Source organism: Streptomyces sp. NPDC001663, from assembly GCF_042893105.1.
In the GTDB taxonomy this organism is placed as follows: Bacteria; Actinomycetota; Actinomycetes; order Streptomycetales; family Streptomycetaceae; genus Streptomyces.
This window is the reverse complement of sequence record NZ_JBIAUR010000003.1, coordinates 618,196-642,400: the sequence shown is the minus strand read 5'-3', so window position 1 is coordinate 642,400 and position 24,205 is coordinate 618,196. Positions and strand designations below refer to the sequence as shown.

The 24,205-nt window shown below is 69.4% G+C and carries 24 protein-coding genes and 1 tRNA gene; 9 read left to right on the top strand and 16 right to left on the bottom strand.

Going from position 1 to position 24,205, the window contains the following annotated elements; all coding sequences use genetic code 11:
* The first annotated feature begins 73 nt into the window (after positions 1-73).
* The 3 genes from ACFY1L_RS13475 to ACFY1L_RS13465 all read left to right on the top strand — a co-directional run bounded on the left by ACFY1L_RS13475 (position 74) and on the right by ACFY1L_RS13465 (position 3,381).
* On the top strand, positions 74-1,963 hold the full coding sequence (locus tag ACFY1L_RS13475) for an FAD/NAD(P)-binding protein (RefSeq protein ID WP_388822700.1): 1,890 nt from the start codon (positions 74-76) through the stop codon (positions 1,961-1,963).
* 93 nt (positions 1,964-2,056) lie between these two features.
* On the top strand, positions 2,057-2,512 hold the full coding sequence (locus tag ACFY1L_RS13470; RefSeq protein ID WP_388822698.1) for a DoxX family protein: 456 nt from the start codon (positions 2,057-2,059) through the stop codon (positions 2,510-2,512).
* Between the two features lie 257 nt (positions 2,513-2,769).
* Positions 2,770-3,381 carry a DedA family protein gene (locus ACFY1L_RS13465; RefSeq protein ID WP_388822696.1) on the top strand — a complete coding sequence of 204 codons (612 nt, stop codon included), beginning with the start codon at positions 2,770-2,772 and terminating at the stop codon, positions 3,379-3,381.
* Between the two features lie 45 nt (positions 3,382-3,426).
* Here the strand turns inward: ACFY1L_RS13465 and ACFY1L_RS13460 are convergent, their stop codons facing one another.
* On the bottom strand, positions 3,427-3,657 hold the full coding sequence (locus ACFY1L_RS13460; protein ID WP_388822694.1) for a DUF2277 domain-containing protein: 231 nt from the start codon (positions 3,655-3,657) through the stop codon (positions 3,427-3,429).
* A 93-nt stretch (positions 3,658-3,750) separates the two neighbouring features.
* Here ACFY1L_RS13460 and ACFY1L_RS13455 point away from each other — a divergent pair, with 93 nt between their 5' ends.
* On the top strand, positions 3,751-4,659 hold the full coding sequence (locus tag ACFY1L_RS13455) for a ketopantoate reductase family protein (RefSeq protein WP_388822692.1): 909 nt from the start codon (positions 3,751-3,753) through the stop codon (positions 4,657-4,659).
* A 45-nt stretch (positions 4,660-4,704) separates the two neighbouring features.
* Here the strand turns inward: ACFY1L_RS13455 and ACFY1L_RS13450 are convergent, their stop codons facing one another.
* On the bottom strand, positions 4,705-5,220 hold the full coding sequence (locus ACFY1L_RS13450) for a GNAT family N-acetyltransferase (RefSeq protein WP_388822690.1): 516 nt from the start codon (positions 5,218-5,220) through the stop codon (positions 4,705-4,707).
* A gap of 54 nt (positions 5,221-5,274) precedes the next feature.
* Positions 5,275-5,748, bottom strand: a complete 474-nt coding sequence (locus ACFY1L_RS13445) for a carboxymuconolactone decarboxylase family protein (RefSeq protein ID WP_388822688.1) — start codon at positions 5,746-5,748, stop codon at positions 5,275-5,277.
* 194 nt (positions 5,749-5,942) lie between these two features.
* Here ACFY1L_RS13445 and ACFY1L_RS13440 point away from each other — a divergent pair, with 194 nt between their 5' ends.
* Positions 5,943-6,269, top strand: a complete 327-nt coding sequence (locus ACFY1L_RS13440) for a hypothetical protein (protein WP_388822686.1) — start codon at positions 5,943-5,945, stop codon at positions 6,267-6,269.
* Positions 6,270-6,314: 45 nt separating this feature from the next.
* On the opposite strand, the gene ACFY1L_RS13435 is transcribed toward ACFY1L_RS13440, so the two are convergent.
* A tRNA-Val gene (locus ACFY1L_RS13435) sits at positions 6,315-6,386 on the bottom strand.
* Between the two features lie 200 nt (positions 6,387-6,586).
* Here ACFY1L_RS13435 and ACFY1L_RS13430 point away from each other — a divergent pair.
* A complete protein-coding gene (locus tag ACFY1L_RS13430) occupies positions 6,587-7,387 on the top strand; it encodes a DUF4097 family beta strand repeat-containing protein (protein WP_388822684.1) in 801 nt (266 codons plus the stop codon).
* A gap of 81 nt (positions 7,388-7,468) precedes the next feature.
* Positions 7,469-8,863, top strand: coding sequence for a hypothetical protein (locus ACFY1L_RS13425; protein WP_388822682.1), 1,395 nt, complete (start codon positions 7,469-7,471; stop codon positions 8,861-8,863).
* Positions 8,864-8,889: 26 nt separating this feature from the next.
* Here ACFY1L_RS13425 and ACFY1L_RS13420 read toward each other — a convergent pair whose 3' ends face one another.
* From ACFY1L_RS13420 to ACFY1L_RS13410, 3 genes are all read right to left on the bottom strand, one after another.
* Positions 8,890-9,990, bottom strand: coding sequence for an amidase domain-containing protein (locus ACFY1L_RS13420; RefSeq protein ID WP_388822928.1), 1,101 nt, complete (start codon positions 9,988-9,990; stop codon positions 8,890-8,892).
* Between the two features lie 83 nt (positions 9,991-10,073).
* Positions 10,074-11,372, bottom strand: a complete 1,299-nt coding sequence (locus tag ACFY1L_RS13415) for a hypothetical protein (RefSeq protein ID WP_388822680.1) — start codon at positions 11,370-11,372, stop codon at positions 10,074-10,076.
* A 54-nt stretch (positions 11,373-11,426) separates the two neighbouring features.
* Positions 11,427-13,445 carry a transglycosylase domain-containing protein gene (locus tag ACFY1L_RS13410; RefSeq protein WP_388822678.1) on the bottom strand — a complete coding sequence of 673 codons (2,019 nt, stop codon included), beginning with the start codon at positions 13,443-13,445 and terminating at the stop codon, positions 11,427-11,429.
* Between the two features lie 140 nt (positions 13,446-13,585).
* Here ACFY1L_RS13410 and ACFY1L_RS13405 point away from each other — a divergent pair, with 140 nt between their 5' ends.
* Positions 13,586-13,813, top strand: coding sequence for a zinc ribbon domain-containing protein (locus ACFY1L_RS13405; protein ID WP_388822676.1), 228 nt, complete (start codon positions 13,586-13,588; stop codon positions 13,811-13,813).
* Positions 13,814-13,827: 14 nt separating this feature from the next.
* On the opposite strand, the gene ACFY1L_RS13400 is transcribed toward ACFY1L_RS13405, so the two are convergent.
* The 3 genes from ACFY1L_RS13400 to ACFY1L_RS13390 are packed head-to-tail and all read right to left on the bottom strand — an operon-like array spanning position 13,828 to position 18,439.
* Entirely contained in the window at positions 13,828-14,643 is an 816-nt protein-coding gene (locus tag ACFY1L_RS13400) for an HAD family hydrolase (protein WP_388822674.1), read from the bottom strand.
* Entirely contained in the window at positions 14,643-17,240 is a 2,598-nt protein-coding gene (locus tag ACFY1L_RS13395) for a phosphoribosyltransferase (RefSeq protein ID WP_388822672.1), read from the bottom strand. Before ACFY1L_RS13395 ends, ACFY1L_RS13400 begins: the two co-directional genes overlap by 1 nt.
* A 32-nt stretch (positions 17,241-17,272) precedes the next feature.
* Positions 17,273-18,439, bottom strand: a complete 1,167-nt coding sequence (locus ACFY1L_RS13390; protein ID WP_388822670.1) for an HpcH/HpaI aldolase/citrate lyase family protein — start codon at positions 18,437-18,439, stop codon at positions 17,273-17,275.
* 195 nt (positions 18,440-18,634) lie between these two features.
* Between ACFY1L_RS13390 and ACFY1L_RS13385 the strand changes: the two genes are divergently transcribed.
* A complete protein-coding gene (locus ACFY1L_RS13385) occupies positions 18,635-19,420 on the top strand; it encodes a TerD family protein (protein WP_388822668.1) in 786 nt (261 codons plus the stop codon).
* 47 nt (positions 19,421-19,467) lie between these two features.
* Here the strand turns inward: ACFY1L_RS13385 and ACFY1L_RS13380 are convergent, their stop codons facing one another.
* The 6 genes from ACFY1L_RS13380 to ACFY1L_RS13355 all read right to left on the bottom strand — a co-directional run bounded on the left by ACFY1L_RS13380 (position 19,468) and on the right by ACFY1L_RS13355 (position 23,912).
* Positions 19,468-20,205 carry a Tellurium resistance gene (locus tag ACFY1L_RS13380; RefSeq protein ID WP_388822666.1) on the bottom strand — a complete coding sequence of 246 codons (738 nt, stop codon included), beginning with the start codon at positions 20,203-20,205 and terminating at the stop codon, positions 19,468-19,470.
* Positions 20,206-20,319: 114 nt separating this feature from the next.
* A complete protein-coding gene (locus ACFY1L_RS13375; RefSeq protein WP_388822664.1) occupies positions 20,320-21,468 on the bottom strand; it encodes a DUF475 domain-containing protein in 1,149 nt (382 codons plus the stop codon).
* A gap of 75 nt (positions 21,469-21,543) precedes the next feature.
* A complete protein-coding gene (locus ACFY1L_RS13370) occupies positions 21,544-22,119 on the bottom strand; it encodes a TerD family protein (RefSeq protein ID WP_388822662.1) in 576 nt (191 codons plus the stop codon).
* 101 nt (positions 22,120-22,220) lie between these two features.
* Positions 22,221-22,796, bottom strand: a complete 576-nt coding sequence (locus tag ACFY1L_RS13365) for a calcium homeostasis/redox stress adaptation protein (RefSeq protein WP_361262178.1) — start codon at positions 22,794-22,796, stop codon at positions 22,221-22,223.
* A 114-nt stretch (positions 22,797-22,910) separates the two neighbouring features.
* Positions 22,911-23,369 (bottom strand): peroxiredoxin, encoded by a 459-nt coding sequence (locus ACFY1L_RS13360; protein WP_388822660.1) that lies wholly within the window; start codon positions 23,367-23,369, stop codon positions 22,911-22,913.
* A gap of 111 nt (positions 23,370-23,480) precedes the next feature.
* The gene (locus ACFY1L_RS13355; RefSeq protein WP_361262184.1) at positions 23,481-23,912 is read right to left on the bottom strand and encodes a DUF3052 domain-containing protein; all 432 of its coding nucleotides are present in this window, start codon (positions 23,910-23,912) and stop codon (positions 23,481-23,483) included.
* Positions 23,913-24,205 lie beyond the last annotated feature (293 nt).

Below are 24,205 nucleotides of genomic sequence, written 5' to 3'. Positions count from 1 at the left end.
ATGATGAGGCGGACCGTCCGCTTCCAGCGGGTGGTTTGCTGCCAAGCGCCCCACACGCCCGGGAGTCACCCTTTTGTCTGCACCGACCGCGGAACAGCTGCCCGTCTCCCTTGCCGTGGTCGGCGCAGGACCGCGCGGCACCAGCGTCCTGGAACGCCTCTGCGCCTCCGTGCCCGAACTCCTCCCGCCGGGCGTACAGCTGACCGTCCACGTGATCGACCCCGCACCGCCCGGCGCCGGCAGCGTGTGGCGCGCCGCCCAGTCCCCCGAGCTGCTGATGAACACCGTGGCCTGCCAGGTAACCCTGTTCACCGACGACAGCGTGGACTGCTCGGGTCCCGTGCGGCCGGGCCCCAGCCTGCACGAGTGGGCCGCCGGCGAACTGGGCGCGGACGAGTACCCCACCCGCGCCGACTACGGCCGCTACCTGGAGTGGGTCTTCGCGAAGGTGGTGCGGGAGGCCCCGCCCGCCGTCCACGTCGTGACCCACCGAGCCCGGGCCGCCCGCCTCGACGACACCCCCGACGGCCACCAGACCCTCACCCTCGACGACGGCCGCACCCTGCCCGGCCTGTCCGCCGTCGTCCTGGCCCAGGGCCACCTCCCGACGGCCGCGGACGCCACCCAGCGCCACCTGGCGGCCTACGCCGACAGCCACGGCCTGCTCCACTACCCGCCCGCCAACCCGGCCGACGTGGACCTCTCGCCCGTCTCCCCCGGCGAACCGGTGCTGTTGCGCGGCCTGGGCCTCAACTTCTTCGACCACACGGCCCTGTTGACGACCGGCCGCGGCGGACGGTTCGTGCACGGCCGACGCGGCCTTCGCTACCTCCCCTCCGGCCGCGAACCCCGTCTGTACGCCGGCTCCCGGCGCGGCATCCCCTACCAGGCGCGCGGCGACAACGCGAAGGGCCCGTACGGCCGTCACACCCCGCTCGTGCTCACCCCGGAGGTGATCGCGGGCTTCCGCAAGCGCGCGGACTCGGGCGAGGCGCCGGACTTCCTCGCCGAGATATGGCCGTTGGTGGCGAAGGAGGTGGAGACGGTCTACTACACGGCTCTCCTACGACGCCCGGAGTTCACCGACCGCTTCCTCGCCGTGCCGCACCGGGATCCCCAAGAGGCGGACGTACTCGACGAGTTCGGCGTCCCGGCGGCCGAGCGCTGGAGCTGGGACCGGATCTCCCGGCCGTATACGGGACGGGAGTTCGCGGATCCCGGGCAGTGGCGGGAGTGGCTGCTGGCGTATCTGCGCGAGGACGCGGCGCAGGCCGCCCTGGGCAATGTGGACGGCCCGCTCAAGGCGGCCCTGGACGTCCTGCGCGACCTGCGCAACGAACTGAGGCTGACCGTCGACCACGGCGGCCTCACCGGCGCCTCCCGCCGCGAGCACCTGGACCGCTGGTACACCCCGCTCAACGCCTTCCTGTCCATCGGCCCGCCCCGGCGGCGCATCGAGGAGCTGGCCGCGCTGGTGACGGCGGGGGTGGTGGACGTGCTCGGGCCCGGCCTCGAGGTGCGGGAGCAGGACGGGGCGTGGGTGGCGCGCTCGCCGGAGATACCCGGCTCCGAGGTCCGTGTGACAACCCTCATAGAGGCCCGTCTTCCGGAACCGGACCTGCGCCGCACGGCCGACGAACTCCTCGCCCGGCTGCTGAAGACCGGACAGTGCCGGCCGCACACCGTCGACGGCTACGAGACCGGCGGACTGGACGTCACCGAGCGGCCGTACCGTCTGATGGACCGTCAAGGCCGGGCACACCCAAGGAGGTTCGCGTTCGGGGTGCCGACGGAGGGCGTGCACTGGGTGACCGCGGCAGGAGCCCGACCAGGGGTGGATTCGGTCACGCTTTCGGACGCGGATGCGGTCGCGAGAGCCCTCCTACGTGCGGCTGCGGCCCAAACGGAGCCGGAAACGGAGGCAAACCGGTGGCCAAATGTTGAACTTGTAAGCATCGATTAGGCCCACCTAACGTGGGTTGCTCGTTCGGTACCGCCGCCCCACAGCCGGTCAGTCCCCGACCGGTCCGACCGCACCGAAGGAGCACCCCCCACCATGTCCGCACGTCTCAATACCGCTCAGCCCTACGCCTTCGGCCTGTTCCGCATAGTCGTCGGCCTCCTCTTCGCCTGCCACGGCGCCGCCTCGCTCTTCGGCGTCCTCGGCGGAGCCATGGGCACCAAGGGTGGCACCATCGACGCCGGCACCTGGCCCGGCTGGTACGCGGCCGTGATCCAGCTGATCGCGGGCGGCCTGGTACTGCTCGGCCTCGGCACCCGCGGCGCCGCGCTGATCGCCTCGGGCTCCATGGCGTACGCGTACTTCGACGTGCACCAGCAGATGAACCTCTGGCCGATCCAGAACGGCGGCGAACTGTCCGTGCTGTTCTGCTGGTCGTTCCTCCTGCTGGTGTTCACCGGCTCCGGCGCCTTCGGCCTGGACCGGCTGTTCGCCAAGCGCTCCACGGCGGAAAGCAAGCGGGTGGCCGAGCAGACGCCGGTCGCCGCCTGATCCGACGCACGACAGGGCCTTCCCCCGCCGGTGGGGGAAGGCCCTTCGCGTTTCGGGCAGCAGGGCGGCTGAACGGTCGGGGCGGTCTTGGCGGTCTTGGCGGTCGCGAGTGAACGTACTGTGCCGATCACACGAGCCCCCCATGAATCCCCTGTCACACCCCGGGCGTACGCTGTATGGCTGTTACGGCCGCCCTTGCCGCTCCCTCGCGACGTCGCGGCACGGTCGGACCACGGGGGAGTCACGGGGAGTATGCGGTGTTGGAGAGTGTGGGGTCGCTGACCGGCAGCCCATGGATCTACGCCATGGTGGCGCTGTCGGTCCTGCTGGACGTGTTCCTGCCGGTCCTGCCCAGCGGCGTACTGGTGATCACGGCCGCCACCGCGGCGGCCGCGGGCTCGGCGACCGGCCAGGTGCCGCACGAGGTCCCCGACATCCTGGCCCTCGTCCTCTGCGCGGCCACCGCCTCCGTCCTCGGCGACCTGGTGGCCTACCGGCTGGCCTGGCGCGGCGGTGAACGCCTGGACCGCGCGATCGCCCGATCCCGCCGGCTGACCAGCGCGCAGGAACGTCTCGGCGCGGCCCTCGCCCGGGGCGGCGGCCCCCTGGTCATCCTCGCCCGGTTCGCCCCGGCCGGCCGCTCGGTCGTCTCCCTCGGCGCGGGCGCCGCCCACCGCCGCGCCCGCGACTTCCTGCCCTGGTCCGCCCTCGCGGGGCTGACCTGGGCGACGTACAGCGTGGCCCTCGGCTACTACGGCGGCCAGTGGCTCGGCACGACGTGGCTGGCCACGGGGGTGTCGGTGGTCGCACTGTTCGGGGCGGGGGCCGGGGCGGCGTATGTGATGCGGCGACCGGCGAAGGCGTCGTAAGCCCGCAGATTCGCAGGTCCGCGAATTCACAGCCTTCCAGGCGGGTTAGGCCTGGGCGGGCGCCCTCTGTCCCCGTATCTCGAGACCGTCGAGCAGGTCCGCCGTGGCCTCGGCGATGGCGTCGACCGCCTGGTCGAAGACCTCCCGGTTGTGTGCGGCGGGCGCCCGGAAACCGGACACCTTCCGTACGAACTGCAGGGCCGCGGCCCTGATCTCTTCCTCCGTCGCCTCTTCGGGCAACGCGGGCGGGCGAAGTGTCTTGATGCTCCGGCACATGAGACAAGTCTCGCTCAACTCCCTTGTCCCTGCGATGATCCTTTCCGAGGCGGCCACCGATGCGGGGCCGACCGACGAAGGGACAAATGAATCATGGCGAACGACGAACTCACCGTGGCCGTGCTCGGCCCGGGCGGCATCGGGGGCCTGCTCGCGGCGCTCCTGTCCCGGGCCGGTCACCGCGTGATCTGCCTGGCCGGCGAGGAGACCGCCGAGACGCTGCGCACGGACGGAATCCGCGTCCGCAGCGGACTGTTCGGCGACTTCACGGCCCACGTCGAGGCGGACACCGTCCTGCGCGAACCGGTCGACGCGTGCCTGGTCGCGGTCAAGCACACCGCCCTGGACGCCGCCCTCGACCGCGTCCCGCCCGCGGCGCTGGGCGACGCCCTCCTCGTACCGTTCCTGAACGGCGTCGAACACCCGGCCACCCTGCGCGCCCGCTACCGTCCCGGCCTGGTCGCCCCGGCCGTCATCCGCGTCGAGTCGACCCGGGTCGCGGCGGGCGTGATCGAGCACGGCAGCCCATTCGCCGAGATCGACCTGACCGGCGAAGGATCAGGAGTCGACCGCAAGCGGCTCGACGCATTGGCGGGGGCGCTCGACGCCGCCGGACCGACGACCCGCGTACTCGACGACGAGGCGTCGACGCTGTGGGCGAAGATGTCGTTCCTCGCGCCGTTCGCCCTGCTCACCACCCGGTACGCGGTCCCGCTGGGTGACGTACGCACGCAGCATCGCGACGAACTGACGGCCCTGGTGGCGGAGACGGCCGCGGTCAGCCGCGCGAGCGGAGGCCCCGCCGATCCCGCACAGGCACTCGCCCGCTACGACGCCTTCCCACCGCAGACCAAGTCCTCCATGCAACGCGACGCGGAGGCCGGCCGGCCGCTCGAACTGGACGCGATCGGCGGGGCGTTGCTGCGCGCGGCGGAGCGGCACGGGGTGAGCGTGCCGGTGGCGGCGCGGCTGGTACGGGAGTTGAGGGACGCCGGTCACTGACAGGCGTGCGTCTTGGGCCGGTTGACGTCCGCGCGGGTGCGGGTGTCAACCGGCCGCCCGCAGATCGACCCGCCAGTCGTTGGACGTTATCCAGTGCCCCTTCGGGTACTCGAAGTCGACCGGGCCGAGCAGGGTGAAACCGGCGCGGCGGCAGACGGAGTTCGACGCGGCGTGGTCCACGCCGGGAAAGGCATGCAGGTACCGATGCCCACCGGCGGCCCGCGCAGCTTCTATGACTCCCCCGGCCGCCGCCACGGCCAGCCCCCGCCCCTGGAATTCGGGCAGCACGCCCCACCCCGTCTCCCACACCGTGCCGCCCCGCCACGCCCGCTCCCAGAACCCGACCGAACCGACGGTCTCGCCACTGCCCGCCAGCACGACCCGGTACATCTGCCCCGCCCCCAGCCCGAGATACCGACCGTGCCGAGCGACGAGCTTCTCCTCGCTCTCCGGCCCGCCCAAGTGCGCCGTCATCTCAGGGCTGTTGATCCTCTGCAACAACCAGAAGTCCCCCTCACCCCACGGCTCCAACCGCACCTGCTCCACGTCAGCGATGTCCATGCCGCCAACGGTAGAACCAGGGTCTGACAACGGCCTCCGGGCCAAGGACGGGGGTCAGCCGAACTGCCCGACCTGGTAGTCGCCGGCGGGCTGCCGCGTGATGACATTGCCGCGGTTGAAGGCGTTGATCACGGCGATCTGGGTCACCAGGGCGGCGAGCTGGTCCTCGTCGTAGTGCTTGGTGGCCTTCTCCCACACCTCGTCCGGGACGCCACCGGCCGCGTCCGCGAGCCGCGTGCCCTCCTCCGCCAGCTCCAGCGCGGCACGCTCGGCCTCGGTGAAGACCTTGGCCTCACGCCACGCCGCGACCAGGTTGATGCGCACCGCGCTCTCCCCGGCGTGCGCGAGCTCCTTGGTGTGCATGTCGATGCATCCCGCGCAGCCGTTGATCTGACTCGCACGGAGGTTGACCAGCTCCCGCGTCGCGAACGGCAGCGTCGACTCCCCGAGCGCGTGGGCCGCGGCCACGATGTGCTTGAACGCCTTCGCGGCGACCGGGCTGGCCATGAGGTTCATCCGAGCTTCCACGGTGCACTCCTACGTCGTTGTCGGTACTTGCACCTCTTGGACCGAGCAGCTCCCGCAAGCCGTGACAGAAACAGAAGTGACCTGCGTCTCAGCTCCCGCCACCCACGGCAGGTCGGGAGCCGTCGAGCCATCCGTTCGCATGAACCCCGAGAAGGAACTCGCATCCCAAATTCGAACAGGCGTAGCATTGCGCCGTGGCTGAGACCTATGACTTTCCCAGTGACCTCCTCGCCGGCCAGGAGGAGCTGCATCAGGTCCGGGCCGAGCTGTCGGCCCTGCTCAAGCGGCTGCCCTGGTCGGTCGAGCCCCTGGACGCCTTCAGCGACTCGGGCGGCTGGCGCAAGGTGGAGCGCCCCGCCTCCCCCGGCTGGACGGCCGACGAACAGGCCGAGGTCGAAAAGCTCCGGCAGCGCGAACACGAACTCGCGGTCTTCGTCAGCACCCACCGCTTCTGGGCGGAGGTCACGACCGGGGACCGCGTTAAGGCCCGCATGAAGCTGAAGCACGCACACGAGGAGTGAACGAAGAAGACCCCGGCCGCGACGGCCGGGGTCTCCTCGTGACGGTGGGCGCGGACGGTTTCGAACCGCCGACATCCTGCTTGTAAGGCAGGCGCTCTACCCCTGAGCTACGCACCCGAGACGAGTCGACAGCCTACCTTGCCAGGGGCAGTGCCCTGCAAACCCGTATCGGCCCCTGATCGGGAACCCGGATCGCGCCCCTGCCCGATCCGGGGGTTTACCCCACCCCGGATCCGGGAGGATCCCGGATCCCCCTCCAGCCCCCCGCTCCCTACGGTCGAAGAGCCTTCACAATCCGTCCCAGGGGGAAGATCACCATGGCTCGCATCCGTACCCGTCCCGGCACCACACGCACCGCCCGCACCGCCCGTGTCGCCCTCGCCGCCGGGGCCGTCGTGGTTCTTGTCGGGACCGCCGGCGCCTGTGGTGCCTCCGCGGGGGACGACAAGGATCCCGATCACCGGACGTTCGCGCTGGAGGGGCGGACGCTGACCGTGGACTCCGACGACTCGGCGCTGGAGATCGTCGCCGCGGACGGGAATCCGGCGGGGAAGGTCGAGGTCACGCGGTGGTTCCAGGGGTCGGTCGCCATCGGCAAGGATCCGAAGGTGAGCTGGAAGATGGAGGGCGACCGGCTGACGCTGCGCATGAAGTGCTCCGGTGTCGTCGCCGACTGCTCGGCCAAGCACCGGATCGAGGTGCCGCGCGGGGTCACCGTGAAGGTCGAGGACGGGGACGGGAGTGTGCGGGCGCGGGGGTTCGAGGACGCGCTGAGCATTCGTACGGGGGACGGGTCCGTGCATGTCACGGACTCCACCGGGCCGCTGACGCTGCGCACCGGCGACGGCTCCGTGCACGCCGACGTCTCCTCGCGTCAGGTGCGCGCGGAGACCGGTGACGGTTCCGTGCACCTCGAACTCGGCGCCGTACCGGACCTGGTGGACTCCCGCAGCCACGACGGCTCCGTCACCATCGCGCTGCCCAAGTCCACGTACCGGGTGACGACCGAGACGGGCGACGGTTCGGTGGACGTGTCCGTGCCGCGGTCCGACTCCAGCTCGCATGTGGTGTCCGCGCGCACCGGCGACGGCAAAGTCACTCTCAAGACCGCGAACTAACCGGCCCGTGTGTTCGTCCTTAACCGGTGGGAGAATGAAACGAGGCACCGGCCTGGACGGATGACAGCACGGGAGAGGGATGTGACGGCGACACCTTCGCAGCCGTACTCGCCGTTGGTGCCGCGCGCACACCGTCGGGTGCTTCATGCACACCGTCGGGCGTTCAAGGACACCGTCACCCTCCTCGCCCTCCCCCTCGTCGCCGCGCTCGCGCTGCCCGCCGCGTTCGCCGGCGGCGGCACCCGGCGGTGGTTCGGCGGGCGGGCCGAGAGCCAGCGGGCCGAGGCGCAGGCCGCGAAGGACGCCGCGGCGGCCGCGTTCTACGAGCTGGACACCGCCCAGCGGGACCTGCGGATCTCGATCGAGACGATCACGGCGGTCGACGCCACCCCGGCCGCCCGGCGCGCGGTCTCCGACTTCGAGGCGCTGGGCCGCCGTATCGACGAGGTAAGCCAGCGCTACATCGAGGCCGTCGATGCCTATGACCTCGACCGTGACGAGCTGGAGGCCTCGGTCGCGGCCCGCGCGCGTACGGAGCTGACCCGGGCCAAGGACGAGCTCACCAACGTCAAGCGGGAGCTGGACCGTTTCGGCGACGGCCTCGGGCCGCTGCTCGGCAAGGCGGAGACCCAGCTGGCCCGCCTCGCCCCCGCCGTGGAGCGGGCGCGCCAAGGGCTGCTCGCCGCCTCGAACGCCCTGGATGCCGTACGGCAGACGAAGCTGAAGGCGGACGACCTCGCGGCCCGTCTGGCCGCCCTCGGTCCCGAGCTGACCAAGCTCAACCAGGGCGCCGGGCAGCACGGTGTGCCGCAGACCCTGGAGCGGGCCGAGCGGGTGGCGCGCGAGGCCGAGGCGGTCCGGGTGGAGGCCGAGCGGCTGCCGGAGAAGGCGGCCGAGATCGACCACCGGCTGGTGTCGCTGCGCACGCGCGCGCAGGCGCTGACCACCCGTGCCGGGCAGGTCGAGCCGGTGCTGAGCGAGCTGCGTCGCCGGTTCGCGGCGGCCTGCTGGCAGGACCTGCAGCACGTACCGGACCAGGCCGAGGAGAACGTCCGGCAGGCCGAGCTGAAGCTGAAGGAGGCGCAGGCGGCTCGGGATGCCCAGCGCTGGCCGGACGCGACGGCGCTGCTGTCGACGGTACGGGCGCTGTTGAACACGACGGACGAGTCCGTGTCGGCGGCGCGGGATCGGCTGCAGCGGCTCAACGCCGTGCAGAAGGACCCCCAGCAGGAGATCGACCGCACGCGTTTCGCGATCCGGGACGCGCAGCGGCTGGCGATGACGGGGCGGACGACGCCCGATCCGCGGCATGCCCGGCCGCTGGACGACTCGGTGGCAAGGCTGGAGCAGGCGATCGCCGGCCTGGAGGGCCGCCACCCGGACTACTGGCATTTCCTGACGGAGACCGAGGCGGTGCGGCAGACGGTGGGGCGGGTCGTCTCGCAGATTCGCGAGGAGCGTGGAGGCGGTCACTGAACTGCCGCCCCCACGCGGCCGGTTCGCTAGCTGCGGTAGGCGTAGTACGCCGAGTTCGGGTACGACGCGATGAGGCTCGACAGCGACCGCCGGTACGTGTCCGCGTCGTGGTACGTCAGATACGGCACCCCACTCGAACTCCGGAACGTCGTCATCATCGAGTGGTCCTTCGACCCGTCCTTGTCGAAGTCCATCTGCAGCACGTCACCGACGTCCATCTGGTACGCGTTGGCCAGTGCCTTCGTCCGCTTGGTGGTCTGCGTGAACCACGACCATTCGTTGACGCCGATCCAGGTGTCGGACTCCCCCGAGGTCTTGGAATACCAGGTGTCGTAGTCCTCGGCCGAGTTGGTGACCTGCTTCCAGCCGCCGGCATACAGCGACTGGCTCAGGTAGTTGGTGCAGTCGCCGCCCGCGCTGTTGTAGCGGCGGTAGGCGGTGTTGTAGTTCTTCCAGTATTTCTCGGCGTACGTCGCCATCGCCGTGTAGTTGTACGTCGTCCCGGAGCCGAGGTTCTTGGGGTTGGCGGGGGCGGGGTAGGTGGTGGCCGAGCGGGGCGCGTCGATGACGGCGCTCGGGCGGACCGGGGTCGCGGGGGCGGCCGGGGCGGGCGCGTTGACCGGGCGGGGGCCCTGGTCGGTGAGGCGTTCGCGGGTGAGCTGCCAGGTGCCGTCCGGGCCTGCGGTGAAGGTGAGTTGGTGGTGGGCGGTGAAGCCCGTGGTGGCGGGTTCGTCGCCGCGTATTTTCGCGTACGTCAGTGTGGTGGTCTCGGTGACGCGGACCGTGGCGGTGCGGCCCCGCAGGCGGGTGCTGTCGACGTGCGCCTTCGTGTCGGCGCCGGTGTAGGCCTCGCCGAGCGCGGCGAGCCGGGAGCGGGTGCCGTGCAGGGCGGTCAGGGTGGCGGTCTCGGACTTGGCCTGGGCGGTGGCCAGTTGGACGCCTGCGGTCGCCTTCAAAGCCGTACGGGCCTTGGTGGACCCTTCGACCAGGGCGGCCGTGCGGTCGGTGAGGACGGCGTCGGCGATGCGGCCGAAGGCGTCGGTGGTGGCCGCGGTCACGGCGGGGGTGGCGGGCTTGTCGGCCGCGTGGGCGGCGGAGAGCGGGAGCAGGGCGGCCGAGAGGGACATGGCGGCGACGACGGTGCAACGGCCTCTGCTCGCACCGGACTTGCTGGGTCTCACTGGGGTTTCTCCTTGCGGTGGGGGGTGGTTCATTTCACGACCGTCGACCAGTCGGGCGCCTGTGCGGGGTCAAGGCCGCGCAGTCGCGCCAAGGTCTCCGGTTTCTGCACGTCCAGCCAGTCGGCCAGTTCCTTGAAGGACACGCACTTGACGCCCTTCTTCGTGCAGACGTTCTTGACGATCCGGTCGACGGCCTTCATGTAGATGCCGCCGTTCCAGTCCTCGAAGTGGTTGCCGATGAACAGCGGGGCGCGGCTGCCGTAGTAGACGCGGTTGAAGCCGTTCATGTAGGAGTTGACGGTCTGCTTCTCCCACTGGGCGTAGTTCGCCGGGTTGCCCTGGACCTCGCCGCCGGTCTGGTTGTAGAGGAAGTTGAAGTCCATCGACAGGGCCTGGTTGTCGGCGGAGTACGGGACCAGTTGGAGCGGGAAGTTCCAGATGCCGTTCTTCTTCGACGGCCAGATCTGGAAGTCGCCCGGGGAGCTGGCGTCGTACTTCCAGTCGAGGCCCTTGATGGCCTTCAGGAGGTTCTTCTGGCCTTCCAGGCAGGGGGCGCGGCCGCCGGCGACCTCCTTCTTGAAGTCGAAAGGCAGGGCGGGGACGTCCTTGAAGCCGGTGTTGGTCTTCCAGTTCTCGACCAGGGAGTAGAACTGGTCGATCTCCTGCTTCCAGTCGTCGACGCTCCAGTACTTGCCGCTGGTCCTGGTGTCGCAGAAGTGGCCGTTGAAGTGGGTGCCGATCTCGTTGCCCTCGTTGTAGGCCAGGCGCAGTTGCTCCAGCGTGGTGCGGATGTGCTCGTCGGTGGGGTAGTCGATCGCGGCGGCGCCGGGCTTGTGCTGCGGCGGGTGGTAGAGGGTCTTCTTGTTCTTGGGCAGGAGGTAGATGCCGGTGAGGAAGAACGTCATGTGGGCGTCGTATTTCTTCGCCAACTCCCGGTAGTGGGAGAAGAGATGGTCGCTGCCCTCCAGCGCGCCGTCCCAGGAGAAGACGACGAACTGGGGTGGTTTCTCACCGGGTTTGAGCGGCTTGGCCTTCAACTCGCCTTTCTGCGGGCCGGTGTAGGACGTGGAGCCGTCTCCGAAAGTCTTGATCTCTGCGTCCCCGGCGGGTTCCTCGGTGCTCTTCGTCGAGGCGCTGCCGGGACGTTTCGAGGCGACGGCGGTGGGCTGGGTGTGGTCCTGGCGGGTCAGGACGAGAAAGCCGCCGACGACCGAGGCCACGACGAGGAGGGCGGTCAGGGTGCGGACTTCGGGGCGGGCGGGTCGGCGGGGGGCACGCGCTTTCCTGCGACGGCCGTTGGGTCCTTTGCGCTGCATGGTGCGGGGCATGCGGTGCTCATTCTGCGAGGGGGGTGGGGGGTTGGTGCCAGGAGCCTCGGTAGGTCAGCCGAAGCCCATGGCGCCCGACCAGACGGCGTACGGGACGCTGTCGGCGGTCGGGCCGGCGAGGCCCTTGAGCGGCAGTGGCTCCAGGGACCTGGCCAGGTCCATGCGGTAGACGACGACCGCGGTCGACACGGAGTCGGCGGTGCCGGCGTACCAGGCGGCGGTGTCGTCCGCGGTGGTGCCGGACTTCCCGGTCGCCCTCAGGGCGGAGACGGTGGGGTGGGCGGCGCGCAGGGAGTCCGTCAGCGCCTGGGAGACCTCCTCGGCCACCTGGGCGTCGACGGCGCGGCGGGCGATGGGTGTGCTCAGCGCGACCTTCGAGCCGTTGCGGGTGATACGGCGCACCGAGTACGGCTCGGTGTGCATGCCCTCGGCGGCGAAGGTGGCGTACCCGCCGGCCATCCGGATCGCGCTCGGCGTCGAACTGCCCAGCGACAGCGCCGGCACCTGCGGTCCCAGGCTGGAGGAGAGCAGCCCGGCGGCCACCGCCGTGTCGCGCACCTTGTCCAGGCCGGTGTCCATGCCGAGCTGCATGAACGGCGTGTTCACGGACTCGGCGAGCGCCTTGCCGAGGCCGATCCGCCCGTAGGACCTGCCGTCGTCGTTGTGCGCGAGGACCTGTTTGCCGCTGCGGTCCCAGTACGGCCCCTCGGGGGTGGTGACCGGGATGCCGTCGTCGCCGTCGTACACGGTCTGTGGGGTGACCCGGGTCGTGGGCCCGCCGCGTGTCTTGCGCACGCCGTGCTCCAGGCCGGCCGCGTACACGAACGGCAGGAAGGCCGAACCGGCCTGCACGGTACTGGAGTTGGACTCGTTGTAGCCCTGCGTACGGTGGTCGGGGCCGCCGTAGACGGCGAGGATCCGGCCGTCGGTGGCGACGGAGGCGGCGCCGTAGTGCACGGTCTTCGCGGCCTTGGGCTGGTTTTTCTTCGCCTGCTTCCGGGCGTTGGCGACGGCGTCGGTGAGGTCGGTCTCCCGTTTGCGGTCGAAGGTCGTGTAGATCTGGTAGCCGCCGAGGTCGAACTGCTTGTCCGAGATGTGCGCGGCCTTCTTGGCGTACTGCTGCGCCAGTTCCACCAGGTAGTCGCTCTGCCTGCCGGTGTCGTAGACGCGGGCGGACTTGAGCGGTTCGGGGAACTTCTTGTACTGGGCGCGCTCGGCCGGCGACAGTCTGCCGATCTTGACCATGCGGTCGAGGGTCCAGGACCAACGCTCCACGGCACGCTTGTGGTTGGCCTTGGAGAGGGTGGGGTCGTAGAGTCCGGCGCCCTTCAACAAGGAGGCCAGGAAAGCCGCCTGACTGGCATTCAGATGCGTGACGTCCTTGCCGTAGTAGGCCTGGGCGGCGCGCTGGATGCCGTAGGTCCCCCGGCCGAACCAGCTGGTGTTCAGATATCCCTCGAGGATCTGGTCCTTGCTCATCCGGTTGTCGAGCTTGAGGGAGATCATCGCCTCGGTGAACTTGCGGCTCACCGTCTGGTTCTGCGTCAGATAGACGTTCTTGACGTACTGCTGGGTGATCGTCGAGCCGCCCTCGGTGTCCCCCTCGCCGACGGTGCGCCACAGTGCGCGGGTCAGGCCCTTGAAGGAGATGCCGGGGTCGGAGTAGAAGCTCTCGTTCTCGGCGGCCAGCACCGCCCAGCGGACGTCCTCGGGAATGTCCTTGAGCGGCATCGCCTGCCGCTGCACCCAGCCGGTGCGGGCCATGGGGGTGCCGTCGGACCAGTAGAAAACGTTGTCCTGCTGGGTGGCGTAGGAGTTGAGGTTCTCCGGGATGTCCGTGACGGCGTAGGCCACGACCAGGAAGAGGCCGCTCAGGCCCACGGCCCCCAGGAAGCCGCCCAGCCACTGGCGCCAGGAGGGCAGCCAGCGGCGCCAGCCGGTGTGGCCGGGGCGGGGGTAGTCGGGGCGTAAGCGGCGTAACGCCGCCCGGGGAAACCACTTCGGTGCCGCGCGTCGGCGGCGTGGACGGCGGTGGTCAGCCGGCCGGCCACTGCGCTGTGCTGTCCCGGTCACCACCGGAAAATATCAACGATCTTCGCAGCTTCTCCACATAAGAATCCGACAGGAACGATCACATACCGAGCAGTAGATAACATGATGGACGCGTGACTTGGGTCACACTCGCTGCTCCGTACCGCCGCTAACCTGGTCGCATGCCTCGCTATGAGTACCGCTGCCGGACGTGCGGCGACACGTTTGAACTGAGCCGACCGATGGCGGAGTCCTCCGCCCCCGCCGACTGCCCTGCCGGGCACGGGGACACGGTGAAGCTTCTGTCGACGGTGGCCGTGGGCAAAACGGCGTCCGCCCCCGCTGCGGCTCCTCGAGGGGGCGGCGGCGGGGGCGGGGGCGGTTGTTGTGGTGGAGGGTGCTGCGGTTAGGTCGACCCGCGTCCCTACGAAGCTGCCGTGCTGGTTGCCTTCAGGAACTCCCGCAGGATTCGCTCACCCGCCAGTGCACCCCGCTCCGGCAGTGCGCTGATCTGCGGGGCCGCCCAGTCCGCGTCCGCCAGTTCGCCGTGACCGGGGCGCCAGCCTCGGTCCGCCGCCAGCAACAGGTCGGCGTCCAGCAGTGAGTCGCCGGCGGCCAGCGTCAGCTCCGCGCCCGTGCGCAGCGCCACCTCCCGCATCGCAGCGCTCTTCGTCAACGGCTTCGGGACGGCGTAGATCTTGCGGCCCTGGAGGGAGACCGTCCAGCCGCGGTTCTCCGCCCAGACGGCGAGTTCCTTCACCCACTCCTCGGGCAGCAGCTCGCGCTCCACGACCAGGTAGGCGAAGAGGTCCTCGGCGACGCGGTGCTTGCGCACCCACTCCGGGTCCGCCGTCGCCAGCAGGTGCTCGCGCACCTCGTCCAGCGGTGCGCACTCCTCGGCCAGCCGGGCCGTCACGCGCGCGTGCCAGTCGAGGTCGGAGACGCCGTCCACCAGCAGGTGGCCGCCGTTGGCGCAGATCGCGTACTTCGGTGCCGGGCCCGGCAGGTTGATGCGCTGGTACTGCTTGCGCGTCCGGGTCGTCGTCGGCACGAAGACCGCCGCGTCCCCGAGGTCGGTCAGCAGCCCGGCCGCCGTCTCCGTCATGAACGACAGCGGCCTGCTCTCGTGCACCTCGACACAGAGCAGCCGGGGCGCCCGCGCGTCCGGCATGGTCAGCGCGAGGGCCGCCGAGGAGTAGATGAGCGTACGGTCGAGGTCGCTCGCCACCAGCACCGGCATCAGACGTTCACCGCCTTGCCGTCGGCACCGGTCGCACCGCGGGTGAAGCGGGGGTGGATCAACCCGACGCAGGTGTACGGCAGTTCGCCGACCTCCTCGACCGGTACGCCCCGCTGCTCGGCGAGCAGTCGTACATGGTCCAGGTCGGCGCCGGCACCTTGGCGCGCCAGGATCTTCCAGGGCACCCGGCGCAGCAGCACACGGGTGGTCTCGCCGACGCCCGGCTTGACGAGGTTCACGTCGTGGATGCCGTACTCCTCGCTGATCCGCTCGACCGCCGCCCAGCCCTCCCAGGTCGGCTCGCGGTCACCGGACAGCAGCTCCTTGGCCTGTGCGTCGACGGCGTCCGTGACCTCCGGGAAGCGGGCGGCGACGGCGTCCAGGAAGTCCACCGAGACGTCGGTGCCGGCGAGTTCGCGGTAGAACTTCGCGCCGTGGAAGTCGTTCGGCCCGACGAGGTCGGCGCGCAGGACGGTCCGCGAAATCAGGCCGGAGACGGTGGAGTTGAGGCAGGCGGAGGGTATGAGGAAGTCCTCCCGCGTGCCGTACGTCCGCACGCACGAGCCCGGGTCGGCCAGCACCGCGATCTCCGGGTCGAAGCCGGTGACGCCGTCGGAGGTCTCGAACTCCTTGATGGCGTCGGCGAGTTCGCGGGTGATGGCGCCCTTGCCGGTCCAGCCGTCGACGAACACGACGTCGGACGGGTCGTGGTGCGCGGCCAGCCAGCGCAGCGCGTTGGCGTCGATGCCGCGGCCGCGGACGATCGAGACGGCGTAGTGCGGAAGGTCGAGTCCGTGCCGGAACTGCGCCCAGCGGCGCATCAGGACGCCGACCGGGGTGCCCGCACGGGCGAGCGAGACGAGGACCGGCCGCGGCGACCGCTCGGCGAGCACGAGCTCGGTGACCGCGCCGACCGCCTGCGCGATCCGCGCCGACGACTCCCGCAGTGCCGCGTGGAACAGCTCCTGGTACTGCTCGCTCGGCTGGTACTCGACGGGCAGCGACTCGGCGTAGTGCGCGCCCCCGCTCTGAATGGCCTCCTCGCGCTCCTCGGTCGGCGCCTCCAGCGTCACGTCCGAGAGGTCCTGCAGCAGCCAGCCGACCTCCTCGGGCGGATACGAGGAGAAGGCGGGGCCGCGGAGGGGCTCGGGCAGCATGGGGGGCCTTTCGGGAACGTACAGGGGCTCGGGCACGTACGAGGGCACGACGGCGAGCAGGACGTGCGGGGTGTGCGCGGCCAGCCGGGCCAACAGGCCGTCCGGCGCGTGCAGTTCGGGGGTGTCGGCGACGGTGTCGACGACGGCGACGACCGCGTCGAATCCGGCGCCGGCGACGTTGTAGGCGTAGCGCTCGCCGGGGCCGTCGGCGGGGTCGTCGTGGGCGGGGAAGACGATGCGGCTGCGTATCGCGTACCCGGGGTCGTCGACCGCGAGGACGGGTGACCGGGTGGTCGTGGAGTACCGCACCTCGGCGTCGACGACCTGCTCCAGCTCCCGGGCCAGCCTGAGCGGCGCGTACATCAGCTCCTCGAAGCCGAGGATGTGCACGCGGCGCGCGTCTTCCGGCAGGGCCTCGGCAAGGCGCGCCGCCATGGCGGGGAGGGCGTTCTCAAGGCGCGTTCGGTGCGCGGGCGTGAAGCCGTGGCGACCGCCGTCGGGTAGGCCATGGGGCCAGAACAGTTCTACGCGGCTGATGCGGCCGCGGGGGCGCGTCTGCCGGGCGCGGTCGTCTTCCGGGTGCGGGTCCGTTGTGGCCGGTCGCGCAGTTCCCCGCGCCCCTGGGGTGGCTGCAACGCCCTTGTCTTTCAGGGGCGCGGGGAACTGCGCGACCAGCCCCCACTCAGCCGCAGACGACGAACTACCGCTCGCCGCACTCTCGGCCTCGTACCGCGCAACCAGCTCCTGCCCCTTCTCCAGCACCCCGGAGGGCAACCGCACCGTCCCCGAGGCCGCAGCCACCAGATCCACCCGCGCACCGATCTCCCGCGCGAACTCCTCAAGCCGCCCGGCATCCGCGGCAGACCGCATGTCGACCAGCGCCACCACGACGTACCGCCGCCGCGGATACCGCTCGTGAAGATCCCGGATCGTGTTGAGCACCGTGTTGCCCGTCGAGAACTCGTCGTCGACCAGGACCAGCGGCCCGTCACCGACAAGCAGCGCGGGATCCTCCGGCAGCAGCAGATGAGACGTGGCGTGCGAATGGGACTCCTCGAAACCGCCCGCCGCCGCAACACCCGCGACGGGACGCCGGGTGGAGTGCAGATAGGGAGCGAGGCCCAGACCGTCGGCCACGGAATGCCCCAGCCCCGTCGCCGTCTCCGCGTACCCGAGGACGACCGCGCGGCCCGCCTCCTCGGCACCCAAGAGCTCCCGTACCCGTCGGCCAAGGGCGAAGCCATACCCGTACACCACGGACGGCGACTGCGGCACATGCTTGCCGAGCACGTTGGACACGAGCAGATGCGCCCGCTTGGGGTTGCGGCGCAACGCCAGCCCCAGCAGCTCGGTCAGCTTGTCGTCGCCCAGGAGTTCGACGCCGAGCCGCTCGGCGACCCAGCTGCCGGACCAGACCCGGTCGTTCACTGCGTTGATCATGTGTCCCTAAAGAGAGGCCCGAATAATGCGGCTCAGCCGGGAATACCCGCGGCGAGCAGGTCCACGAAGCTGACGTCCTCGCGCGCGACGCCGAACACCTCGGCCCGCAGCATGGTCCGCTCGGCCCATGCGCGGTGCGGCTTCACCTCGTTCATCTTGTTCGTGTACGCCGACCTCAACACACCCCCGCCGCCGCGCTCGGGCCGCAGGATGTCCGCGGCGTCGCCGAACTCCTCGTGACTGACAACGGACAGCGCGTGCACGGGCAGTACGTGGGAGGGGTGGATGCAGGTCTTGCCCAGCAGGCCGTTGGCCTGGTCCAGGGAGATCTCCCGCAGCAGCCCGTCCATGGCGTGCTCAATCAGTTTCTCGCGCAGCTCGACGGCCTGCCCCTCGAGGAAGGGACTGGTCCGCAGCATCGGCTTGAACATGCGCTCCGGCACCCGGAAGTACTCCCACACCGGCCCCGTCACCGTGAACCCGGTGCCGTCGGCCCGCCCCAGCAGGTTCACCACGTCGGAGATCACCGAGGCGACGACATGGACGTCGTAGGCCGTCATGTCGGGGGCCCGGCGCAGGCCGTACGAGGAGCAGAAGTCGGTCACGCCGAGGCGCAGCGCGAGCACGCGGTCGCGGTACTTGTCGACGGCTCGGGCGATGCCCTCCAGGCTCTCCACGCGCGACTCGCGGTAGAGCAGCTCGGGCGACTCCAGCACCGGCATGGCGAACAGCCGCCGTCCGCTCGCGGTCTCGGCGGCCGCCAGGGCCTCCAGGAAGGGGATGCCGCGCTCCTCGGTGAACTTGGGGAACACGAATCCGGACAGCAGCCGTACGGTCGCCCCGAGGCGCGCCACGAGGTCGGGGATCTGCTCGGGCGTCCGCACCCGGATGAACAGCAGCGGCAGGCCGGCGCCGGCTCTCGCGTCCAGGTCGGCGAACTGGCGGACGAGGTTCTCCTCCCCCGCCGGCACGTCCGCGTCGTCGATCGAGTCCTCCAGGCACAGCACCATCGAGACCACGCCGAGTCCGGCCTGCTTGACGATGTCGTCGGCGAGCCGCGGCCGGGTGGCCGGACTGTAGAGCGTGGCGCCCAGGGCCGCGGAGAGCAGCCGGGCCGGGGAGTCCGTGGTGAACTCGCACGGCTCCTGGTGGAAGAGGCGCTGCCGCACCTCTGGGGCGATGTGCCCGAAATGACGCATAAAACTCCCCCGTGACGCAATGTAATGCTGTGGATGCTGTGGACTCTGATAACAGGTGGCCGGTAATAGTACGTACCGATCCATGTCAGGGGTTCCCGCCAGGCATGAATTTCTGGTAACGCCCGTGGGCACAACCGTGTTGGGCTACCGCACCCCGCGTTGTCGTGATCAGGACCGAGAGGGCAGGATGACCGCATGACGCACGCGATGCTGAAGGGGTCCAACGTCCCGCTGAAGGCCACCACGGTGCGCGCCGTGCTGCGCTGGACGCCCGGGCAGGGAGTCCCGGACGTCGACGCCTCGGCGCTGCTCCTCGGCCCCGACGGGCGCGTGCGCTCCGACGAGGACTTCGTCTTCTACAACCAGCCCCGGCATCCCTCCGGGAAGGCCAGGTGGCTCGGCAAGAAGCGCGTCACCGAAGGCCTCACCGACACGATCCAGACAGATCTGGCCGGCGTCGAGGCCAACGTCGGCCGGATTCTCCTGGTCGCATCGGCGGAGGACGTCACCTTCGACCACGTACAGGGCCTCAGCATCCTGCTGTACGACGCTGCGGTCACCGACGGCGAACCGCTGATCACGTTCGACATCAAGCCGCAGACCGGCCAGGAGACCGTCCTGATCTGCGGCGAGCTGTACCGCCGGGGCGAGGGCTGGAAGTTCCGCGCCCTGGGCGAGGGCTACTCCAACGGCCTGAAGGGCCTGGCCGTGGAGTTCGGCATCACGGTGGACGAGTCGGAGACCACCCCCGAGGTCTCCCAGCCCCTCCCCCCGGAACAGCCGACAGCAGTCCCCGCCCAACCGGACTACGGCTACCCCCAACAACCCCCGGCGACCCAGCCCGCCTACGGCTACCCCCAGCCCGCCGCGGCCTCCGCGGCGACCAACCAGTCCGGCTACGGCTACCCGCCCCCGGTGACGACGCTCCCGAACCCGGACTTCCGGCTGCCGCCCCAGGGCCCACAATTCATCGGCCGCTAGCTGCAAGGCTTTCAGGGGCCAACACAGAGCCCCGAGCTCTCAGGCGACTACCGCTCCACCTTGGTCTTGTAGCCACGCCCCCACTGCAACCCCCACCCGTACAACCGATCAAGCTCCGCCTGGAACCCGTAGACGAACTTCACCTCACGCCGAACGACCAGCTCCCCCTTCACGTTCTCGATCATCACCACCGCACACGACCGAGCCTGAGGATGCCGCTCATCGAGACCAATCTCGATCCGCGGCCCATTGCTCGGATACAGCGTCACAATCGCGTGCGTACGGTCGAACGCCGGCGTCTGGTCGTAGATGTACACGAACACCAGCAGCCGCTTGATCTGATCCCGGTGATCGAGGTTGACGTACATCGTCTCGCCGGACGCGGACCCGAACCGGTCGTCCCCGCTGAGCTTGACGTACGGCGCCGCGTTGACGTCCCCGAAGTAGCCCCCGAGCGGCTGCACGACCCCCTTCGTGCCGTCCATCAGCTCGTACAGGCACCCCAGGTCGAGGTCGACGTTGACCATGCTCTGGCTGTGCCCCATGACCTCCGGCGGCTTCAGTGCCTTGAAGGGGTGGCGCAGCAGGGACTCCCGCTGTGCCCCGCCGATGTCGGACGTCCGCATCCGCCAGGTCAGGTTGACCCGCAGATGCCCGGTGGCCGCGCCCTGTTTGGTGAGCGATACCTGGTGGTGCCGTTTGGTCAGCTCGATGGCGTTGGTCGCCGCGCTGCCCGAGTCGAAGTCGGCCTCGCGTCCACGCCAAAGCCCGTCCAAGAAGCCCATTTTCCCGCCCCCAGATGCACCCGGATTCACCCGAACCCGGCCTCAGTCGAAAAACCAGCGGGGCGGCCGGAGGCCGGCCGCCCCGCTCAGAGCGTTCCCTCACCCGCAGGTGCATCACACCCCGGACGAGACCTCAGTCTTCTCGTCCGAGCCCGCCGCTTTTCCCTCGGCTTCCGCGATCGCCTTGTTGCGGCGAACGGAGGACCAGAAGGACCAGGCGATCAGGATGACGCCGACGAGGCCGGTGATGACCTCGTTGATCTGGTACTGGATCGTGATCATGAGGAGCACCGCCAGCGCACCGATCGCGTAGTGCGCGCCGTGCTCCAGGTAGACGTAGTCGTCGAGGGTGCCCTGTCGGACCAGGTACACGGTCAGCGACCGGACGTACATGGCACCGATACCGAGGCCCAGCGCCATCAGCACGATGTCGTTGGTGATGGCGAACGCGCCGATCACACCGTCGAAGGAGAAGGACGCGTCCAGGACCTCGAGGTACAGGAACATGAAGAACGCGGCCTTACCGGCAAGGGTGACCGCCGAGCGCTGCTTGCCGCTGCGCTTGGCCTCTTCCTCCTCCTCGTGCTCCCGTTCCTCCTCTTCCTCGAGCTTGTCCTCGAAGTAGCCGGAGAGACCGCCGACGACCATGTACGTGATCAGGCCGGCGATGCCGGAGATCAGCACCGTCTGCGCCTTGTCGACATGCGCGCCGCCGTGCTGGTGGGCGTGGGTCGCGAAGGTGAACGACGTGATCAGCAGGACGACCAGGGCGATGCAGACCGACAGCATGTCGACCTTGCCGAGCTTGGCCAGCGGGCGCTCGATCCAGCGCAGCCACTGGATGTCCCGGTCCTCGAAGATGAAGTCGAGGAAGATCATCAGCAGGAACATGCCACCGAAGGCGGCGATCGACGGGTGCGCGTCGGTGACCAGCTGCTGGTAGCGGTCCTTGTTGTTGAGGGCGAGGTCGACGGCCTCGATGGGGCCCATCTTGGCGCTGATCGCGACGATGACGACGGGGAAGACCAGCCGCATGCCGAAGACGGCGATGAGCACGCCGACGGTGAGGAAGATCTTCTGCCAGAAGGCATTCATCTTCTTCAGGATTCCGGCGTTGACCACCGCGTTGTCGAACGACAGCGAGATCTCGAGGATGGAGAGGATAGCTACGATGCCGAAGGCCTCCCACCCCCCGTAGAAGACCGCAGCGACCAGGCCGAGCGCGGTAATCGCGAACGACCAGCCGAAGGTTTTCAGAAGCACTGGCTACCCAATCCGTATCTGGGGGTCCCCCCAAGCGAAGCTTGGGGGAGGCTCTCCCCCGCGCCGTACTCGGCTTTACGAAACGTTGACCCCAAAGTCTAGAGCGATGCCCCGCAGCCCTGACGCGTACCCCTGTCCTACTGCACGGAACTTCCACTCGCCCTGGTAGCGGTACACCTCGCCGAAGATCATCGCGGTTTCGGTGGAGGCGTCCTCGCTGAGGTCGTAGCGCGCGAGCTCCTGTCCGTCGGCCTGGTTGACGACACGGATGAAGGCGTTGCTCACCTGCCCGAAGGTCTGGCCGCGCTCGTCGGCCATGTGGATCGAGACCGGAAAGACGATCTTGTCGCAGTGTGCGGGCACCTTGGAGAGGTCGATCAGGATCGACTCGTCGTCGCCCTCGCCCTCACCGGTGAGGTTGTCGCCGGTGTGTTCCACCGAGCCGTCCGGGCTCTTGAGCTGGTTGTAGAAGACGAACCACTCGTCCCCGAGCACCCGCCCGCTGTTGCACAGCAGCGCGCTGGCGTCCAGGTCGAAGTCGGCTCCGGTGGTGGAACGCGCGTCCCAGCCGAGCCCGACCATCACCTGCGTGAGGTTGGGTGCGGCCTTGGACAGGGAGACGTTGCCCCCCTTGGCGAGCGTGACGCCCATGATGCTGGTCCTCCCCGAGATGGTGCTTTTTTGGTTGTCCTGCGCGTCCGGCGCCGCACGCAAACGGTGCGGCGCCGGACGGTGAGACCTTGTGACGTGTCTCAGACGTTCACGCCGAAGTCCTGCGCGATGCCGCGCAGGCCCGAGGCGTAGCCCTGACCGATGGCACGGAACTTCCACTCCGCGCCGTGCCGGTACAGCTCGCCGAAGACCATGGCGGTCTCCGTCGAGGCGTCCTCGGAGAGGTCGTAGCGCGCGATCTCCGCCTCGCCCGCCTGGTTCACCACGCGGATGAACGCGTTGCGCACCTGGCCGAACGACTGTTGGCGGTTCTCGGCGTCGTAGATCGAGACCGGGAACACGATCTTCTCGATCTCGGCCGGCACGCCGGCGAGATTGATCTTGATCTGCTCGTCGTCACCCTCGCCCTCACCGGTGATGTTGTCACCGGTGTGCTCGACCGAGCCGTCGGGGCTCTTGAGGTTGTTGAAGAAGACGAAGTTGGCGTCACTGCCGACCTTGCCCGAGGCGTTCAGCAGCAGTGCGCTGGCGTCCAGGTCGAAGTCGGTACCGGTCGTGGTGCGGACGTCCCACCCCAGACCGACGATGACCGCGGTCAGGCCCGGGGCCTCCTTGGTCAGCGATACGTTGCCGCCCTTGCTGAGGCTGACTCCCACGAGTCCTCCATTGGTGTCCAGGGGCGGGGCGCCCCGCCGTGCGTTTTGACATCGGATCAACGAATCGATCCTAGTGACGGGTTCCCGCCCCACGCAGGCCTTGGGACCTAACAATCACAGGGTGTCGAGCGCCGTCACGTACTCGTTCAGGTCGCGGGCGTCCGGAAGCGCGTTGACGACGGTCCAGCGCACCACGCCCTCCTTGTCGATGACGAAGGTGCCGCGCACCGCGCAGCCCTTGTCCTCGGCGAAGACGCCGTAGGCGCGGGAGGCCTCGCCGTGCGGCCAGAAGTCGCTCAGCAGCGGGTACTCGAGGCCCTCCTGCTCGGCGAAGACGCGCAGGGTGTGGATGGAGTCGTTGGAGACGGCGAGCACCTGGGTGTCGCGGTCGGAGAACTTCGGCAGGTTGTCCCGCACCTCGCACAGCTCGCCGGTGCACACACCGGTGAAGGCGAAGGGGTAGAAGAGCAGGACGACGTTCTTGCTGCCTCGGAAGTCGGAGAGCTTCACGGTGGCGCCGTGGTTGTCCTTGAGCTCGAAGTCGGGGGCCTTGTCGCCGACCTGGATCGCCATCGCAGTACGTCCCTTTCGATGGGGCTGTTCGGGTGGTGGGACCAACCCTACGCAGCGATCACCGAAAGCAGACGGACGGGCCGAGCACGATGCTCGGCCCGTCCGGTGCGGTCACTTCTTGGACTTGGCCGCCTTCGGCGTCACCAGCCGGCTGCCGCTCCAGTCCTTGCCCACGCTGACGCTCTTGGAGGCGGACAGCCCCGCCGTCGTCGCGGCTTCGGAGATGTCGCTCGGCTCCACGTAGCCGTCACGGCCGGTCTTCGGCGTGAGGAGCAGGATCGAACCGCCTTCTTCGATGTACGTGGTGGCGTCCACCAGCGCATCCGTCAGGTCGCCGTCCTCGTCGCGGAACCACAGCACCACGGCATCGGCGACGTCGTCGTAGTCCTCATCCACCAGGTCGCTGCCGATGACTTCCTCAATGGCCTCGCGGAGCTCCTGGTCTACGTCGTCGTCGTAGCCGATCTCCTGGACCACCTGCTCGGGCTGGAACCCCAGCCTCACGGCAGGGCTCGTCTCCGCGTGGTCCGCGGTCGCGCTCACGGGTTGCCTCCTGATCATGTCTTGTTGAGTATCTCAGCCACGCGCGTGCGCGAAGCATTGGCCGTAGTCCACACGGGCCGGGCGGATCGCGCAAGTACCCGGCCGTTCAGACCGCCGAAACGGTGACGATCCTGGCCGTGTCACCGCAACTCCAGGCACGCGGTTGCCGTCGCAAGTGACCTACACCACACCTTTCTGCCCCCTTTGTGGCTTTGGGAACCCGGGGAAGCCGTCAGAGGTCTCGGTTACCTCTCAGTAGAGATGACGTTTGCTTCCCCGAGGTACACGATGGG